This is a genomic window from Henriciella mobilis (genome assembly GCF_003576315.1).
GTDB lineage: Bacteria > Pseudomonadota > Alphaproteobacteria > Caulobacterales > Hyphomonadaceae > Henriciella > Henriciella mobilis.
The window spans coordinates 45,072-62,875 of the sequence record NZ_QWFZ01000036.1 but is presented as its reverse complement, the minus strand read 5'-3'; the positions used below and the strand labels follow the sequence as shown (position 1 = coordinate 62,875).

Genomic DNA, 17,804 nt, shown 5'->3' with positions numbered 1-17,804 from the left:
AATAGGGAGAATGCCGGATGTGAAGCAGATGCAGCGCATTGGGCCATGCCAGCAAGCTCCAAGGAAAGAGACGCACCGGCCGTGATAAATTTTGCGAATGCGATTGACTCGCAAGTTCAAAGCCCTTAGGCGCGGCTCATCTGCAATTCATTCTCATGTACATTTAGGAATACGGGGCCTCCATGACCGTCAGCCGGCTGATCGCAACACTCATGATTTCCGCAAGCGCAACGACAATCGCAGCAGCGCAGGACTCTGGCGCCTCGCCTGAGACGGAAAGCCGGCAGGAAACGGTCGTCGTCACCGGCATCACGTCCTTCGGCGCGACAAAGAGCGACACGCCCATTGTCGAGACAGCGCGCTCCCTATCGGTCGAGACCGCGGAGATGTTTATCGACAAGGGCGCGCTGAGCCTTTCGCAGGTGCTGACCTACGTGTCGGGCGTGACAGCCGAGCCGTACGGCTTCTCGACGCGCGGCGACTTTCCGCAATCCCGCGGACTTGAACTGCCTCGCTACCGCGATTCCATCCAGGAACTGTTCGGCAGCTACAATTCAACACGTGCCGACACCTACACGATCGAACAGGTCGAAGTGCTGAAGGGACCCGCCTCTGTGCTTTATGGGCAAGGCTCGCCTGGCGGTATCGTGAACTATGTCTCGAAAACACCGCGCGAAACCTTTGGCGGCGAGCTGCAGGCCGAGATCGGCAATTTTGACCGTTACCAGGTCGCCGGCGACGTGACTGGTCCCGTCGCCGGGACGGACGGAAAGCTGCTCTTCCGGATGGTCGGCCTGTATCGCGATACAGGTACGCAGGTTGATCCAGTCGATGAGACAACAACCGTGCTCATGCCGTCGCTCTCATGGCTGCCGACACCGGACACCAGGTTCACGCTGATCGGCCTGGTGCAGGACACAGAAAGCGATGCGGCGGCCCAGTTCATACCGGTCGAAGGAACGCTCTTTCCGCTCAATGACGGGTCCAATCTGGACTACGAAGTGTACGCTGGCGAGCCTGGCTTTAACCGCTATGACACCGAGTCCCAGCAGCTGACACTGCTCGGCGAACACCGGATCAATGACACTCTCACGATCGAAGGCACCGCGCTGTGGCGCTCTGGTGAGGCTGACTATCACCAGGCCTGGCCAACCTTTACCGGCGCCGGACAGAGCCGGTACCTCAATGACATTCTTGCGGCCAATCCGGCGCTGCAGGCCGCAGCCGACGCGCAGGGCCTGACCTTCACTGACACGACCGTACCGCGTACCTTCTATCAAGGCGACAACACCTTCGACCAGCTCGCCGGCGACATCCGCCTGCGCGGCAGCTTCACCACAGGGGTTCTTGAGCACGATATCCTTGCCGGAATTCAGTACCAGGATGTGGAGACCGACAGCGACACGGCCCGCATCTATGGCGGCGGTGCGCTGGCTGGCGATTTCCGCTATGTGCTGGACCTGAAAAATCCGGTCTATGGCAACTATCCTGACCAGAGCGTGTTCGACGCCCTCCTGAACGATACGCCGGCGGAAAAGGTGCAGGACACGGGCATCTACGTCTCCGATCAGATCTCTGTCGGCAAATGGCGTTTCACGGCTGGCGTGCGCGCGGACCGGGTCGAGAATGACAATGGCGCATCCACCCAGGACGACGATGCAATTTCCACCAGTGTCGGGGCGCTCTATCGCTTCGACAACGGCCTCGCCCCTTATGTGAGCTACTCGGAATCCTTCGAGACTGTGGTCGGCACGGATAATCAGGGCAACCAGTTCGATCCACAGGAAGCCCGACAGTATGAAGTCGGCTTCAAATACGAACCGCGCGGTATCCCCGGCCTGATCACGGCGGCGTATTACGACATCGAGATTTCGAACCTTCCCAACCCGAACGGCCTGCCCGGCAACGCCTCGCAGCAACAAGGCATCTCCACCCTTAAAGGTTTCGAGGTCGAAGGCCGCCTGCAGTTAGACGAGATATTCGTCCAGGCCGCAGCTTCAACGATTGATGCCGAAGATCCGAACGGCTTCAAGCTGGCCGCTATTCCGGAAACCCAGGCCTCCTTCTGGACGACCTGGCGACCAGATGGTCCGCTGGAAGGTTTCAAGGCTGGCGCGGGCATCCGCTATGTCGGCGAAACCGTCTCGGAAAACGGCACCGTCCGATATGTCACGCCGGACTACACGCTTGGTGACCTGATGGTCGGCTATGAATGGGATCAGTGGGATCTCGCTGTCAACGCGCGCAACGTCACCGATGAGGAATACCTCACTGGCTGCCTGACGCGCGGCGACTGCTTCCCCGGCTTGCGCCGGACCGTGGTCGCCAACCTCCGTTACAAGTTCTAATCCGGGCGGGGGCGACATGACGACAGCGGACTGGTCCATGATGACGGGCGCGGGAATGGCGAGTCTCGCCGGTCTCGCCTTGCTCTTTTTTGCCTGGAAACGGCCCGGTCGCCCTTGGGTGATAGGTGCTGGATGGGCGCTGCTTTCCGGCGGCTTGGTAATGGCCTGTCTTGCCAATGGCGACCGCGGTGCCGCTCAGGTCATCGTCATCGCGATGGCCGGGGTGACTATATTCCTCACCGCACCCCTACTAGGCGGAATCGCACCACCAATGGGCGTTCGACGGCGCCGCCCAGCCGGGGAAGCCGGGCCCATTCGGCGCCCCGTACGTGCCAGCCTGTCGGGGATATGGACGTTTATCCTTACAGGACCGGTCGCTGGTGCGATCGCTCTTTTTGGATCGTCTGTCCTGTTCCGCATCATCCGTCCCGAAAATGGCAGCCCGGCAACCGCAGGCGTGATAGCGATCCTGGCTGCGGTCCTGCTCTGGGCTGTCTTGTCGGTTTCGCTGCTCATCGAGCCACGCACCGGGCGCCGATCAGCCTATGCCGGCCTCGCCCTCATCGCGACTGCGACCTTCGCCTTCATCTGAGGAATAAACGCCATGGCTTCTTCCATCTGGCCAAAAGCCAACAAACGGCTTGTGGATCGCTCTCTCTCTGCTCACTCGGTCATGGGACTTTTGGTCAGCGCCGTGATGTTCATCGTCTGCCTGAGCGGAACGGTTGCAGTGTTCGAGGATGAGATTGGCTGGTGGGAGCGCCCGACCGCGCCCGTGCTGGCAGTAACACCCGAAGCAGCACAAGCCAGCGCCGAACGGGTCATCGCCACACAGCCGGACACGTCGCACATTTACCTCTACCTACCGCGCGACAACTGGCCCCGCTTCGTGGCGGGAGGGGATGATGGCCTCGCAACGGCGAATACGGAAGGCGCCCTGACCGGCAACTACGAGACACCGTGGAACGACTTCCTGATACACCTTCACTATTACCTGAACTTGCCCACAAGCTTCGGCATGATCGTCGTAGCCATTCTTGGCGTAATGCTGGTCGCGATGGCCATTTCCGGCTTCCTCGCTCATCCCCGCATCTTCCGAGATGCGTTTCGGCTGCGCCGCAAGGGGCAGGCCAGAATTGTCCAGGCAGACCTGCATAACCGGCTCAGCGTCTGGACATCCCCTTTTACCATCGGCGTGGCCGCGACAGGCGCGATGATTGGCCTGTTCAGTGTCATCGTCCTGGTGCTTGCGCAGACGAATTTCGACGGCAACACCCGGCCACTCGTAGAAGCCATCTTTGGCGAAGAACCGCCCCCCGATGCATCCCCGGCCGGCCTGGCCGATATCGGCGCCGCGCTGGCCGCCATGCCCGAAGTTGCGCCTGATGCCGACCCGTTCCTGGTTGTCCTGCACGACCCCGGCACGGCAGGCCAGCACGTCTCCATCTACGGCGAACACCATGACCGGCTGATCTATGGCGAAACCTACAATTTCGACGCCAGTGGCAATCTCATGGGGCATGAGGGCGCGTCCGACGGTGAGGCGGGCCAGCAAATCGCCTCTTCCGTCTATCGCCTACACTTCGGTGATTTTGGCGGCCTCGCAGTGAAGCTCGCCTACGCCCTGTTCGGCACTGCGCTCTGCATTATCATTGCAGCGGGAATGAATATCTACTTCCTGAAGTGGGCCGAACGCGGCGCCGCCATGCCGCGGTTATTCTCCGCCTGGTCGGCGCTCGTCTGGGGCACGCCTGCCCTCTTCACCCTTACGCTGATGGCCAGTCTGATGGGGATCAGCGGCACCTGGCTGCCGGTGCTGTTCTGGGGCGGAGGCCTTGTCCTGGCAGTAGGCGGTGGGCTGCTTGCCGACCACATTCGTGTCGGTCAAATCCTGCGTATGCTGCTTTGGATCGCGCTTCTTGCGAATGTCGCCCTTCATGCTGCCATTCATGCTGAAAATTACGGCAACCCCTATACTTGGATAACCTCGACAATTTTCGTCCTTTTCGCCATCGGACTCTTCGCCAGATCCCTCACACCGGGTTCCGGCAAAACCCGCCTCGAAGCCAGTGCTGCCGAATAAGAACGCAACCAATTGGGCTAACGCTCGCCCCACCTCATACAAAATAAAAGAACCCAACCACAACCGACATTGCGCGAAAACGTGCTTGGAATTTCCAAAAAACTGGATAAGCTATTCGCATGAGTGAAGAGCTTTCGATTTTCGACATCAAGATTCTGGAACAGCTCCAGAAAGACTGTTCCATATCAACCGTGGAGCTGGCCGAAATTGTCGGCCTGTCACAATCGCCCTGCTGGCGCCGCCTGCAACGGTTGAAGGATGAGGGCTATATCAAAGCGCAGGTAGCCATTCTTGACCGCGAGAAACTCGGCTATGGCCTGCATATCTTCGCCTATGTGAAGGTCGCTAAACTGTCCGAAAAGGACCGCGAGACCTTCAGCCGCAAAATCCAGAACACGCCCGAAATTCTCGAATGCTACTCGATCTTCGGTGAGATGGACCTGCTGATGAAAATCCAGGCCAAGTCGATGAAGTGGTACCAGGAATTCCTGATGGATTTCCTGCTTAACCTGCCGGGCGTCGAGAACGTGAATTCGACAGCGACACTGGGTGAGATCAAGTCCACGACGGCAATCCCCGTGCGCGGCAGCATGGCGCTTTAGGCGCGCTGGCGGCCAATCACGAAACCGAGCGCACCCGCCAGCAGTAAGACAAGCCCACCCAGCAGCCAGACCAGCCAGCCACCGCCACTTTTCGGCGCTGTCAGCGCAGAAGACGCAACCTGGGGCGCATAAGCCATGCACTCGACCTCTATTGGCGCGCCGAGCGCCAGTCCATCGGCGCCAAAAGCGCTGCGCGCAGGCATCTTCCCCGGTTCGAAATAGGTCTTGTAGACCTCGTTGAAGGCCGGCCACTTGGACATGTCGTCAATCATCACCGTGCATTTGAAGATACTGGACATATCCGTGCCGGTGCGTTCTGCGAGTGCCTTGATTGTCTCCATGACCTGCCGCGCATCATCCTCAAAGGTTTCCCCGCCACGCCCGATCTGTCCCGAGAAATAGATGATATCACCGACACGGACCGCTGCTGAAAATGGCAATGTGGCCGGATCAACCGGAAGGCCGTCGGCCTGCATGGGAAAGTGTTTGATGTAATCGCGCTCGCCGTCATACCTGACGGACTGGACTTCCTCTGCGCTCAGGCGATCAGATGTGATGAACTGAGGTCGTTCTGAAAACGGCTTGATGCTCAGCGCCTCATAGATTTCGGACGGGAAGTAGGCGTCGCCATTCTTGACGACCATTCGCGGATTGCGGATGGCCGAAAGGTTCTCCAGAGGGTTACCGGGTACGAGGGCGAAGTCGGCCAGCTTGCCGGGTTCGATTGTCCCCAGTTCTTCACCATAACCGAGATACTCCGCAGGCCCCCAGAGACCAATCCGCAGCACGTCCCCTGTCGGGATGCCGGCTTTCTCATAGAGCTCCAACTCCCGATGAACCGTGAAACCCGTTTTATCATCGGTGCCCGGCAGAATGCGGATGCCGGACTCGTGCAGCAGCTTCAATGTGTCCAGAACCCTCTGGAAGCCCTCGACATAAGCCGCATCGGCTGCATCATCCTCAAGCGTCACGAATGTCCGCTTACGGTAGCGTTGATAGCCCACAGGCATATGGTCGAGATAAGCGGCGTCGCCCTCCTGAACCTGCCCTGCGCGGCTCATCATCAGGCGTTCTAGGATGACCGCTGTCGGGTCAACGCCGACGGAGTTTTCCTGCATGAGCGCGATCGTCGCCTCAACTTTCTCTGCACGGAGATCGAGACCAGCCCCGCGTGCCATACCTGTCAGCCTCAGCGGTGTGCGCGTATCTTCTCCAGGCTGCAGCAGCCAACCGAGCATCAACTGGTTGATATGGGTGATTTCCGAGTAGCCAGCCTTGATCATGGAATCGGCGTTGGTGAAGGCTGGGACGTGCCCAATAACGCGCATACCCCGCGCCTTCGCAGCCGTTGCCATAGCAGGCACCCAGGCGGGCGTCATCGAGTTGTAGATCTTGATGAAGGGATAGTGCCGGTCGGCATACCAGTTCACCGCATCGACCGCTTCTTCCTCGCTCGCGACGATGATGCCATGGCGCGCCGAGTATGGGCTGCGGCCCTCGATGAACCCGGCTGGGGTAATGCGCGGGCCGATCAAAGCGCCTGTTTCCTGCTTGGCCAGCAGATCGGCCAGGAACTCATTATCATTGCCCATATCGCGCGTGGAGGTCACCCCGGCAGCGAGATAGTAGAGGCCTGAAGTGGACGAGGCATGGGAGTGCATGTCCCAGAGTCCGGGCATCAGCGTGCCGCCCTCTCCATCGAACACGCTCATGCCAGTTTGAACCACCGCATCGGCCGACCATGGCTCGATGGATGCGATCCGGTTGCCGTCGACGGTGACCATGACCGGCTCGCCAAGATCGCCATCGATCGGATCGAGAACCCTGACATTGGCAATGGCAAACGGCTGATCGAATGTATGGCGCAGATCTCTGGCAAGTCGGCTCAGCCGTTCGTCACGCTTTTTCCGCGATATCGACTGCAACCGCGGCAGGAGGTCGACATAGCCATCGCGGATCATCGAGAAGTTGGTGAAAAAAATGCCGTCCTCATCCAGCGCGATCAGCGAAGCGCCGAGATCGATCCCCGACAGGCGGTAAAGCGTCAGGCCGATGGTCTCACCTTCATGATCGATCGAGACATCATCGATCTTTTCAAGGGATATCGATCCAGAAGGCAGGACAGGCAATGTGCCATCCTCGTCCTGCAGCAACGCCCGGGCATAGACGTAATCCGCCCAAGGGCTGCCATCATTGATGGCATAGAGGGTCGGTTCAGACACGCTTTCGCGGCCGCTATCGGCCTGGCTGCTCCACACGGCAACGCCGTCCTTGAGCGCGAAGTTCTCGTTGACACCGGCGCCCATCAGCGATGTGCCTTCGACTGTCCAGCTCACTGGCAGCTGCGCATCATTCAGCGTGATCGATTCTGTGTGCTTGGGACCGCGGCCATTGCTATCGACATGGTAGGTCACGGTTTCGGAGGCTCCGTCCTTCTCGACGCGGAGATAGCCGACATTCTCGTCGTTCTGAATGAGCGTGTAGGCATAGTCCTGCGCGCTGGCCGCACCTGCCAACGAACTGCTGGCAAACAGCGTGAATGCGAGCGCGGAAATCAGTCGATGCATCATTGATCTTCTTCCTGGTCCTGCGCGGTGACGATGAAATCATGGATCGCCTCCGCAAACGGCGCTCGCAGCGCCTCCTCATCAAAGGGCGAGTGGCCCGACACCATCTTCTCGAACTTGACTCGGTCCTGGGGCAAGCCGGCATGCGATAGTGCGTATTGGGTCTCCAGGATGGTGACTGCGAGATCGCGATACCCACCGAACACCAGCAGTCTGGCGTCCTCATTCTGCTCAAGAAACTGAGCCAGCGAGGGTGTCGCATCGAAGCTAAAGACCGGCCGCTTGCCGGACCGGCGCCAGTCCCATGCAAAATTCGCATCAAGGTTCAGGGACCGGTATCCATCGTCCCGGGTGAGACCGGTCAGCCGCTCCAGATAGGCACCAATGTCGTCCGAAATGATCTTGTTTGACCGCCCAAGGCCAAGCGATGGATCATTTGCGCCGTCCGGACGGTCAGGATTGGCGGGTGGACGCTTTTCCTGGGTTACGGCCGTATTCAGCCGGCTGACCAGCTGGTTCTCGTCGGCCAGCACGTTTTCCAGGAAGTCTTGAGTGCCAACTCGTAGATCCGCCTCCAACACCAGCGCCGTCGGCAGCCCTGTCATGCCGGCCACCTTCTCTGCGATTGTCAGCTTGTCGGCCTCTTCCAAAAAGTCGCCGCGCTGCAGGGCGACGAGATAGTCGCTCTCAGCGAAGACGCGGGCATTTTCCCATGCTTCTGGCTCGGTCTCGGCATCAATGGATGACTTGCCGAACCGCCACGCCGTCGCCGCCATGGTCGGCAATGCGAAGACATGACCGGCATCTCCGTTACTTCCCCCCATATCCAGAGCGGGCGACACCATGACCAGACCTCGAACATCCAGCTCACCCAGCCGCGGCACCATATTGGCGAGCCTGTAGCCGCCATAGCTCTGCCCTGTGATGAAGACTGGCGCACCCGACCTGTCATGAGCCTCAAGCCAGTGATCGATGAAGGCAGCGACGGCCTCGACGTCACCTTCGACGCCCAGGAAGCGGCTCTCGCCATCGGGCGAAGCTGAACGACTGAAGCCGGTCTCCACTGGATCAACGAACACAAGGTCAGCGACCCGCAATAGCGTGTCCTGATTGTCGGCAAATGTCGTCTCTTCTCCCTGGCGGTTCCGCCGGCTCGGGCCAAGCGCAAAGTGAAGCGGCGAGGAGGACGCCCCTGGCCCACCATTAAACAAGAACATGACCGGTCGCATGTTTGGTTCGCAGTCGCACGACCGGATATAGGCCGTTCCGGAAATCGTCGTCTCGTTTCCAGCCTCATCTGCCTCTAGGGCTAGGCTATCCCAATGAACGCCATAGGACACCGGATCCTCGCCGAACCGGTCCTGCACCGCATAGTTGCCGGCATTCTCCACATGGGTAATGGCCGGTGGCTCGCTGGTTTCAGCCTGGCCCGGGCGCGCCGTCGCACAGGCTGAAACGACAACCAGTGAGAGGGCGGCGAGCGATCGAACGGGCGCGGTCATCCAGCGTATCTTCATGCCCCAGAGTGTCTGCTGATTGTGAGCAGATTCCTATGCCGATTAATCATGGAGCTTCATATAGCCGGGCAAAATCATGCAATGGCCTGCGCTTCTGCGAAAAAACAATTCGTCAGTCCCGAAGAAAGCCGAAACTTCGCCGATGATTGGCCGCCGGCAGAGACTAGGCTTGAATGAAGACCTACTGGAGGAGACCCGCATGAAGCTGACCCGCCGCGATGCCCTGACCCTCACCGCTGCCGCTGTCGCCGGTTCGGGCGCTTGCACGGCAACCAGCCAGACGGACGCGGCCTCCACCACGGCCCCTGCGCCCGTTGCGCCTGCCTCCTTGCCTGATACGTCCAGCTTCTCACTGGGCGATACGGTCTATCTCAATGCGGGTTCGCAACATCCTTTCAGCAAGCATGCCCGCGCTTCGATCGACGCATATCTACGCCACCGCCAGACGCATCAGCCCGATGACGGTTACGAGCTTGGCGAGGATGCCGCGATCGAGAAGTTCGCGAAGCTGGTCAATGCAGATCCGGAGGAAATCACCTGGGTGCAGAGCACGACCGCTGGTGAACAGATGATCGTGCGCTCGCTCGGTCTGCCGGAAAAAGGCGCGAAAGTTGTCACTGACACGCTGCACTTCTTTGGCTCCTTCCCGCTTTATGGCGAGCTGGAACGCCAGGGCTGCGAGGTCGCGTGGGTCGAGGCGAAGGATGGCCACATTTCCATGGAGGACATGGACCGCGCCATCACGCCAGGCACGAAGCTCGTCTCGCTGTCGCTCGTCTCGACCATCAATGGCTTCGAGCATGACCTGAAAGCGGTCTGTGACCTTGCCCATGCGCGCGGCGCGCTGGTTTATGCGGACATCATCCACGCTGCCGGCTGCGTCCCCGTCGACCTGCATGGCAGCGGCGTCGATTTCGCAGCATGCGCCAGCTACAAATGGCTGATGGGCGATTTCGGGCTGGGCTTCCTCTATGTCCGGAAAGGCGTCATGGGCCGGCTGGTTCGCACGAATTACGGCTATTATGGCATCAGCCAGTTCGCGACACACATGTATCCGTTCGATGCGCCCGGTGAGACACTTGTCGAATACGGCTTTGCAGACGACGCGTCGGGCTGGTTCGCGCTAGGCACGCATTCGCACACCGTCATCGCTCAGCTCAACGCCTCGCTCGACTACATACTCGACCTCGGCGTGGACAAGATCCAGGCGCACGCCCAATCGCTGACATCACGCCTGAAAGAGGGCCTGAAATCGCAAGGGTTCGCGCTTCTGACCCCGGATAGCACACGGACACCGATTGTGACGGCCGTCTGTGAAAACGCCTATTCAAAGCTTCGGCCCAAGATGCAGGAGCGGGGAATCGTGACAACTGTTTCGCGCCACCGCTTTCGTCCAACGGTGTCGGTGTTCAACACGCTGGACGACATCGAAGCTTTCCTCGCCGCCGTCGGAACCGCCTAGGGGCTGGTCAGGAATTCCCGGAGGTCGTCAGCGAAGGCATCCGCCGTGCCGCCGAGATACAGCATGTGTCCTGAAGCGTAATCCTCATAACGTACGCGCTCCGCCGGGAGGTTAGCGGCCTCAAGCTGCGCACGGGCATCGGCGGGCGTTGTGACCAGGTCATAATAGCCTGAGGCTACAAAGACACGCAGGTCCGGATTCCGCCGCATGGCGATTGCGATGTCTTCAGCGTAGCTCTGGTCTGGCGGGATAGCCCGGCGTTGCCAGTTCCAGCTCTGCAGGAGGTCCTTCCAGTAAATCGCCAGATAGGGCCGGGCGAGGCGCACGTCCAAATCGTCACGCAGCATCTGGTTGAACGCCGCCACAAAGCCCGGGACATAGCGGGTCATTGCCGGATCATCGGCTACAGGGTCATTCCCCGACTGAGCCGATGGCAGCGTGTATCGGCTGTCATACATACCAATTTCGAGGCCTGCGCCGGCGAGTAACAGCTTTGCAAATTCACGCTCGTCGACATGGAGGTCATCGCCGATCTGGTCCGCCGATAGTCCTGTCATCCTGGTCAGCTCTGCCAAAACGGATTGGCGCTCTGCCGCATCGAGCGTGCCAACCTGCAGCTTTTGCAAGGCGGCCCTGTAAGGACCATCGGCATAGGCCGCGGCCTGGCTGAATACATCCGCGGCATCGCCCTCGAGCGCTGAGCGGCCGTGGAAAGCAGCCGTCGCGACAATGCCCGGCAAGACCCGCGCCTGCTGTTCTGCCACACTGCCTGTGCCATCCTGCCCACCGCTCCCAGGCCGCACGCCGAGCGTGGTGCCGAGCAGGACGACGCCGTCCAATGTAATCCCGCGCATGACGCCATTATAAATCGGGCTGCCCATCAGGAAGCGCGGCAGCACCGCTGCACGGATCGAGCCGTAGCTTTCACCAAGCACATATTTCGGCGAATTCCAGCGACCGTGTTCACTGAGCCAGAGCTCGATGAATTGTGCGATGGATTCGGCGTCCTCATCGACGCCCCAGAATCGCCTTGGGTTTACGCCCTCGGCCGGCCGGCTGAAGCCGGTACCAACCGGATCGATAAAGACAAGATCTGCAACATCGAGGACGCTGGCCGTGTTGTCCTTCAGCCCGAAAGGCGGGACGTTGGAAGGGTTTACCTCGTTGTCGAGGACAACCTGCTTTGGGCCGATTGCCCCCATATGGATCCACAGCGAGGCGGAACCGGGCCCACCATTGAAAACAAAAAGGACCGGGCGGTCGGTCTCGTCCACATCGGTGCGTTTGTAGGTAAAGGAAAAAATGCGTGCGGTCGCCGCGCCCGTCATATCCCGGAGAAGCGTCTCCCCGGCGATGGCCTCATACGTGATGGACTGTCCGTTCACATCGAGCGAATGCCGGGTCACTTTCCTGTATGGAGCGTCTGGGCTGCCCTTGCCTGCGCCCACTTCACTCTTCGCTGGCGCGTCAGCCTGCTCTAGCGGGGAAGATGTTGCGAGGTCGTATGGCTGGGCATTCGCACAGCCCGCGACGGCGACCCATCCAACAGCAAGCAACAGGGCCCCGATACGATTGAATACAGATGTCATGCCCCTGCCCTCGCCTTCTGGAATATGAGTGCTGCTGCCGCGATGTCCTGAATGACATGGCCCAGCGAATTGTAGATCGTAATGTCATCAGCGCCGACCCGTCCGTCGATCTTTCCCGACAGCACTTCGCCAATTTCGCCGAGCAGGTGAGCATCGCTGATCGCACCACTCTTCAAGGCATGCCGGAACTCGGCGCCTTGGGCACGAACCGACGCGCTTGAATCGGCGAATAAACGGCTCCTCGCAATCAGCGCATTGTCGATTTCGCGAGGGCCATCAAAACTAGAGCCAACAAGATTGATATGCGCACCCGGCTGTACCCAGTCCGCAAGAAGAACGGGTTCGCGCGCAGCCGTCACGGTGGAGATCATATCGGCCCCATCGACGGCCTGCTGGACGGTCTCGCTCACAACGATCGGGCAATCTGTTTCCTGTGACAGGCGATCCGCCAGGGCGCGAGCATTCTGCGTGCTTCGTCCCCAGACACGCATTTCCGAAATCTCCCGGACCTCACGCATCGCCAGTGCGTGATGCCAGGCCTGCTCACCGGTCCCGATAATCGCGGCAACGCCGGCGTCCGCCCGGGCAAGCCGATCTGTCGCCATGGCACTGGCGCTGGCTGTCCGAATAGCCGTCACTGCACCGGCTTCGACCTGGCAAGCGGGGGCGCCGCTGGCCGGGTCAAACAGGATGACGACGCCCTGATGGGACGGGATCGAAGGGTCTGCGCGTTCCGGGGTGACGCTGACGAGCTTTGCCCCCCACGCCCCGCCGGGCCCCATGGTTCCAGCCATGATGCCGAACATGCGTCCATGATCGAGTGGCAGGATATTACGCAGCATCTGCTCGGTCGTTCCCGAGGACAGCATCTGCATGGCGTCTGCCATGACCGGAATGCAATCACGGTAGGTCAGCAGGTCATGCACGTAGGCGGCATCAATCAGCAACATCGGCTGGCTCCGTCAGTTGCCGCCATTTGCCCAGCTGCCACTGCCTTCGACCCAGTGACGGATATCATTACCGAAGGCCTCAGCCGTTTCGTCGATAGAATAGGCCATGTGCCCACCCTGGTAGAAGGAAAGCCTAACCTGTTCCATCGGCCAGTCTGCCTGCGCAGCAAGATACTCGGCCGCACCGACCGTCGTCATGGTGTCATGATACCCATTGCCGATCAGTAGACGGAAGCCGGGGTTAGCTTCAAAGGCATCGTTGAGCCGGACGCTGTAGTCGAAATGGGAAAACGGCGAAGAGCCGCCCCACTCCCAGCCAGCGAGACCACCAACATTGGCCAGCGTCTTGTACTCTTCCCCAATCTCGAGGTCGAAGACGGAAGATAGGTAAGCCTTGAAGCCTTTCAGGTATGCCTCGGTCAGTATGCCCGAAGCGTCACCGCGCGGATCGTCGCCGACATAGCGTCCATCGCTGCGGCCCAGCACTTTTCCGTCGCTCTTGAGCAGTTCGGTGCGGTATTGCTCCTTGCTAATCCGAAGCCGGTTCTCAACGTAATAATCCGCGGGAATGCCAGTGTACTCTTCCAACTTATCGGCTATGCGGCGTAACTCGTCATCCTCCAGTCGATTGCCCTGGAAAAGCGCGGTGAGGTAATCCGTCTCACCGAATTTCGTGGCCTCCGCGATGAAAGTCTCGAAGTTCCGACCCTTCCGGTCTACCCGGTCCTGCTCCCATCCCATCGCCGCAAGCGTCGGCAAAGAGACGACATAGCTGATGATGTTCTGGCGGCGCTGGGAATATTCGATGATATTGACCGCCTGCCCCATCAGGAAGACGCCCGCTGCTGGCGGCGGACCGCCCTCCTCCGCAAGTTGGCCAGCCGCTTCCGCCGCGCGCATCGTTCCGTAGCTCTCGCCGAGGATATAGACCGGCGTTCCATCTCGCCCGTGCCTCGCCAGCCAGGCTTCGATAAAATCGACGAATTGGGCTGCATCCGCTTCAATGGAGAAGAACGCAGAGGGGTCGCCGCCGTCTACGACACGGCTGAAACCGGTCGATGCAGGATCGAAGAAGACAAGATCTGCAACGTCCAGCGGAGAATGCGGATTATCGACCAGTTCGAAAGCATCGACTGGTGCCGAAAGGTCGTCGGGCGCCGACACGCGCTTCGGACCAACTGCGCCGATATGCAGCCAGAGGGAGGCGGAGATTGGCCCGCCGTTGAAGACAAGCAATACTGGGCGCTGAGTATTCTCATCGACCTTGTCAGCGATGTAAGAAAAGGCCGAAAGCCGGGCCGCGGGCCGATCGTCAGTTCCTGCTATGTCGAACGTTTCAAGCGCGGCCGTATAGGTAATCGTCTCCCCGTCGAAAACACCCTCACCGCGAACCGTGCGTTCGAGAGATGATTCCGGCGCCTGCTCGGCGGGCTCGCCTGAGAGATTGTTATCGGCGTGGCTGACACAGGAAGCCGCAAACACCATCGCCACGAGACAGCCGACCGTTCTGGTCGTCCATCTCGCGGCGATGAGTGGCCCCCGAAAGGGCGTAGGCTTTTTTCTGTCCGATCGTGTCTCTGGCATCAGAAGCGTATATTGAGGCCGGCGAAATAGCGTCGTCCGAGAATATCGCCATATCCCAGCGTCGGATAGGAGGGCTTTTCGTCCGTGAAGTTGGTCACACCTGCCCGAAGCGTTACGCCGCTGTCGAACGAATAGAGCGCGGAGATCGAATGCGTGATGTTGCTGTCGATCACCGGAACCGGCGTATTCTCGATCGTAGCGCCCTCCTCGGCCAGCACTTCGCTGAGATAGTCGAGCTGGTAGGTCATGCGCAGCGGGCCATTGGTGTAGACTGCATCGAACTGACCGGCCCAATCGGGCTGGTCGACCGTATTGTCGGTGCGGTTGAAGGTTGTGCCGGTCACCGATGTGCTGAGCTCGGAAGTGTGCGTGGCCTGCAGCCCCAGCGAGAAGTCGCCAACGGACGTGTCGAAGGCATAGTTCAGGTAATAGACTTCACCGCGATAGATGATTTCACCGGCATTGAACGTGGTCGAGCGGCCGCTGATCACGGTTCCGGGCGGATTGGAACCGTCGGCCACCTGGAGGCGAGTGAAGACCGAACAGATGTCGGCGGGCTGCGGCGAGCTGTCATAGCAGGTCGCCATGAAGTCGCCATTGGTGAAGGCCGAAAGACCATCCTCCAGGTCGATCTCGATCCGGTCCGCCGAAAAGGTCAGCCCCGGAACCAGCAGGTGATCAACCACGATACCGTAGGTGGTCGTATCGGATATCTCATTCTTGAGATCGGGATTGCCACCGCTGGTGATCTCCGCAATCGAGAAATTTTCTGCCGGATCCTGGAAGGTTGCCAGGTCACCATATTGCGGATTGGCAGCCCATTCGGCCTCACAGTTGGCCCGGCGGATGTCAGGGTTCGGGCCGGCATTGATGCGGTCTGCATCGCAGGGGTCGATACCGGCATTGGTTACCGTAACCGTCGTCGGCGCGAACAGTTGTGTCAGCGTCGGTGCCCGGAAGTTGCGGCTGCGTGTTGCGCGCAGGGTTACCCCGTCAACCGGCTCCCAGCGCGTGCCGAGGCTCCAGACCGATTCCTCACCCGCAATCGAATTGTCGACAAAACGATAGGTACCGCTCAGCTCAAGGGCCTGGACCAGCGGCAGGGTGAAGTCCCCACCCACGATCGGAACGAGGAACTCGGCCGACAATTCGTTCGTGTTGTAGTCGCCCGATGTCGCAACCTCCATCGTACCCGTGCCCGTCAGGCCGAGCCGATTGGCCAGCAGCGGTGTGAAGCTCGCTTCTTCGCGCCGGTGCTCATAGGTGAAAACCGCATCGACGGGCCCCGCTGGCAGCTCGAAAAGTTCCGTTCCGATGGTCGCCAGAAGGTCGATCTGCTCGTTCTTGAACGTATTGCCGGTGCGAACGGAAACGAAATCCGTCGCCGCTTGGCTGATATTGCCGGCTCCAAACGGATTGAGCGGCGCACAATCGGGATTGTCATTGGATGGATCGGCGTCGGCATTGATCGCGCAGACGATCTCGCCGCTTCCATTGCGAACCGCGCTGAGGGCCTGGTTGAACTTCACCCGGTCGGCACCCCAGGAGCGCTGGTTGCCCTCGACCTCGGCATAGCTGCCCGACACGGTCCAGTAGAAGTTGCGCCCGCCGGCATCGAAATCGCCTTCCAGGCCAGCCAGCGCACGCCAGGTCTCGGTGTCGTTCTCCTGGATATTGCTCGGGAAGAGGTCATCGTAGAAATGACGCGACAGCCAGAACGGCGCACCGAAGGCAAAGCCCGGATTGACCGAGGTCAGCGTGTCGATGGCATCCTGCGTCAGGAACGGGTTGCTGATATTGAAGAAGATAGCGCCAAGGGCCGGATCGGTCTGGTTCAGCACTGTGCGGGGGGCGCCTTGGGGCACGCTTTCGCCCTCGGTCTTGGCATAGAGAAACTCGGCATTGAATCGCAGATTGTCGTTGATGTCGTAGTGGCCGATGATGTTGCCCGTATAGCGGTCTACCCCGGTGCGAAGCCCTACGAGGTCACTGTAGCGTGTCCCCTGTCCACCCTCGGCAAACGGAATGCCGATAATGTTGCCCGGATCGTAGGGCACGATTGACCCGTCAGGTGCAAACTGCAGCGGCACACCGTTCAGGCGCGCCAGGAAGTTGGGTGGCGGCGCCGGGATGCTGAAGATCACGCCATTGCCGTTGAAGTTCCAGAAATAGGCCGGCATCACTTCGCGAACGGACGGAATTCCGTCGTTCGGTCCCGTATCGGCCGGGTTTCCTTGCGTGATCCGGGAACGGTTTGAAACGTCGAAATCAGAGAACCGCACAAGCGGCGTACTGGAGATTTCCAGATTGGCCGCGACATTGCCCTTGCCATCGGCGAAATTCTTGCCGGCCGTGATGCGGAATGCCTCCGTTGGATAGGCACCGTTCTCGGTATTGCCGACCTGGGCATCGAACTCGAGGCCCTCGAAATCATCCTTGAGAATATAGTTCACAACGCCCGCGATCGCGTCGGAGCCGTACACAGCGGCACTGCCGGCCTGTGCAACTTCAATTCGGTCGATCAGGCCGGTCGGAATGATGTTGGCATCGACCTGCGCATCGCCGAGACCGCTCGACGTCGTCACAAAGCGGCGGCCATTCACCAGCGTCAGCGTACGCCCGGTACCAAGGCCGAACAGCTCCGGAAACTGCTGACCGCTGCCACTGGCAGTGCCGTCGCCGGGGGCCTGGTTGAAGTCGGGCCGGATCGAGGTGATGTCGTTAAGGGCATCCGCGGCGCTGATCAGGCCGCGATCCTCGAAGTTCTGCGCACCATAGGTCGCGACGGGGGCTGGCGTCGATGCAACGTCCCGCATGATCCGAGACCCCGTCACTACGACCCTGTTCATGGTGGCAACATCTTCTTCTTCGTCGTCGCTGACCGTTACCGGCGCGTCGTCTGCTTCCTGCGCCTGCGCAGCCAAACCGACGAGATTGGGCAGAAGAGCTGCAATCGCGCACCCGCCGAGCAATCCTTTCAATACCGCGTCACTCTTCATGGTATTCCCCTTCCAAGACTTCAGCTGGCGAACCCGGTCGCGGGCTCGGAACCTTCTCTGACCAGATCCACGCTAGGAACCGGATGACGGTTTTTTTATACTT

General features: G+C 60.0%; 11 protein-coding genes. 5 read left to right on the top strand and 6 right to left on the bottom strand.

Going from position 1 to position 17,804, the window contains the following annotated elements; all coding sequences use genetic code 11:
• Nucleotides 1-182: 182 nt before the first annotated feature.
• The 4 genes from D1227_RS16915 to D1227_RS16900 all read left to right on the top strand — a co-directional run bounded on the left by D1227_RS16915 (nt 183) and on the right by D1227_RS16900 (nt 5,033).
• Nucleotides 183-2,348 carry a TonB-dependent siderophore receptor gene (locus tag D1227_RS16915; protein WP_119405527.1) on the top strand — a complete coding sequence of 722 codons (2,166 nt, stop codon included), beginning with the start codon at nt 183-185 and terminating at the stop codon, nt 2,346-2,348.
• A 16-nt stretch (nt 2,349-2,364) separates the two neighbouring features.
• Complete coding sequence (locus D1227_RS16910) at nt 2,365-2,940, top strand: hypothetical protein (RefSeq protein ID WP_119405526.1); 576 nt, start codon at nt 2,365-2,367, stop codon at nt 2,938-2,940.
• Between the two features lie 12 nt (nt 2,941-2,952).
• A complete protein-coding gene (locus D1227_RS16905; protein ID WP_119405525.1) occupies nt 2,953-4,431 on the top strand; it encodes a PepSY-associated TM helix domain-containing protein in 1,479 nt (492 codons plus the stop codon).
• 119 nt (nt 4,432-4,550) lie between these two features.
• Nucleotides 4,551-5,033 carry an Lrp/AsnC family transcriptional regulator gene (locus D1227_RS16900; protein WP_119375104.1) on the top strand — a complete coding sequence of 161 codons (483 nt, stop codon included), beginning with the start codon at nt 4,551-4,553 and terminating at the stop codon, nt 5,031-5,033.
• Here D1227_RS16900 and D1227_RS16895 read toward each other — a convergent pair.
• Both D1227_RS16895 and D1227_RS16890 read right to left on the bottom strand, forming a co-directional pair.
• A complete protein-coding gene (locus D1227_RS16895; RefSeq protein WP_233349682.1) occupies nt 5,030-7,603 on the bottom strand; it encodes a Rid family hydrolase in 2,574 nt (857 codons plus the stop codon). The two genes, D1227_RS16900 and D1227_RS16895, sit on opposite strands and share 4 nt — an antisense overlap.
• Complete coding sequence (locus D1227_RS16890; RefSeq protein WP_158586706.1) at nt 7,600-9,102, bottom strand: S10 family serine carboxypeptidase-like protein; 1,503 nt, start codon at nt 9,100-9,102, stop codon at nt 7,600-7,602. Before D1227_RS16890 ends, D1227_RS16895 begins: the two co-directional genes overlap by 4 nt.
• Nucleotides 9,103-9,316: 214 nt before the next feature.
• Here D1227_RS16890 and D1227_RS16885 point away from each other — a divergent pair, with 214 nt between their 5' ends.
• Nucleotides 9,317-10,579, top strand: a complete 1,263-nt coding sequence (locus tag D1227_RS16885; protein ID WP_119375273.1) for an aminotransferase class V-fold PLP-dependent enzyme — start codon at nt 9,317-9,319, stop codon at nt 10,577-10,579.
• Here D1227_RS16885 and D1227_RS16880 read toward each other — a convergent pair.
• The 4 genes from D1227_RS16880 to D1227_RS16865 form a co-directional block, all read right to left on the bottom strand.
• Nucleotides 10,576-12,168, bottom strand: a complete 1,593-nt coding sequence (locus tag D1227_RS16880; protein ID WP_119405523.1) for a S10 family peptidase — start codon at nt 12,166-12,168, stop codon at nt 10,576-10,578. The genes D1227_RS16885 and D1227_RS16880 overlap by 4 nt on opposite strands.
• On the bottom strand, nt 12,165-13,118 hold the full coding sequence (locus D1227_RS16875) for an ornithine cyclodeaminase family protein (protein ID WP_119375101.1): 954 nt from the start codon (nt 13,116-13,118) through the stop codon (nt 12,165-12,167). Before D1227_RS16875 ends, D1227_RS16880 begins: the two co-directional genes overlap by 4 nt.
• A gap of 12 nt (nt 13,119-13,130) precedes the next feature.
• A complete protein-coding gene (locus D1227_RS16870; protein ID WP_119405522.1) occupies nt 13,131-14,603 on the bottom strand; it encodes a S10 family peptidase in 1,473 nt (490 codons plus the stop codon).
• 98 nt (nt 14,604-14,701) lie between these two features.
• Nucleotides 14,702-17,701: a TonB-dependent receptor domain-containing protein gene (locus D1227_RS16865; RefSeq protein WP_119405521.1), complete on the bottom strand. Its 3,000-nt coding sequence runs from the start codon at nt 17,699-17,701 to the stop codon at nt 14,702-14,704.
• Nucleotides 17,702-17,804 lie beyond the last annotated feature (103 nt).

Coding starts and splice junctions, on each gene's coding strand:
- D1227_RS16870 (WP_119405522.1), bottom strand. CDS start 14,603: ATGGTGTTTGCGGCTTCCTGTGTCAGCCACGCCGATAACAATCTCTCA.
- D1227_RS16880 (WP_119405523.1), bottom strand. CDS start 12,168: ATGACATCTGTATTCAATCGTATCGGGGCCCTGTTGCTTGCTGTTGGA.
- D1227_RS16895 (WP_233349682.1), bottom strand. CDS start 7,603: ATGATGCATCGACTGATTTCCGCGCTCGCATTCACGCTGTTTGCCAGC.
- D1227_RS16885 (WP_119375273.1), top strand. CDS start 9,317: ATGAAGCTGACCCGCCGCGATGCCCTGACCCTCACCGCTGCCGCTGTC.
- D1227_RS16900 (WP_119375104.1), top strand. CDS start 4,551: ATGAGTGAAGAGCTTTCGATTTTCGACATCAAGATTCTGGAACAGCTC.
- D1227_RS16865 (WP_119405521.1), bottom strand. CDS start 17,701: ATGAAGAGTGACGCGGTATTGAAAGGATTGCTCGGCGGGTGCGCGATT.
- D1227_RS16915 (WP_119405527.1), top strand. CDS start 183: ATGACCGTCAGCCGGCTGATCGCAACACTCATGATTTCCGCAAGCGCA.
- D1227_RS16875 (WP_119375101.1), bottom strand. CDS start 13,118: ATGTTGCTGATTGATGCCGCCTACGTGCATGACCTGCTGACCTACCGT.
- D1227_RS16890 (WP_158586706.1), bottom strand. CDS start 9,102: ATGACCGCGCCCGTTCGATCGCTCGCCGCCCTCTCACTGGTTGTCGTT.
- D1227_RS16910 (WP_119405526.1), top strand. CDS start 2,365: ATGACGACAGCGGACTGGTCCATGATGACGGGCGCGGGAATGGCGAGT.
- D1227_RS16905 (WP_119405525.1), top strand. CDS start 2,953: ATGGCTTCTTCCATCTGGCCAAAAGCCAACAAACGGCTTGTGGATCGC.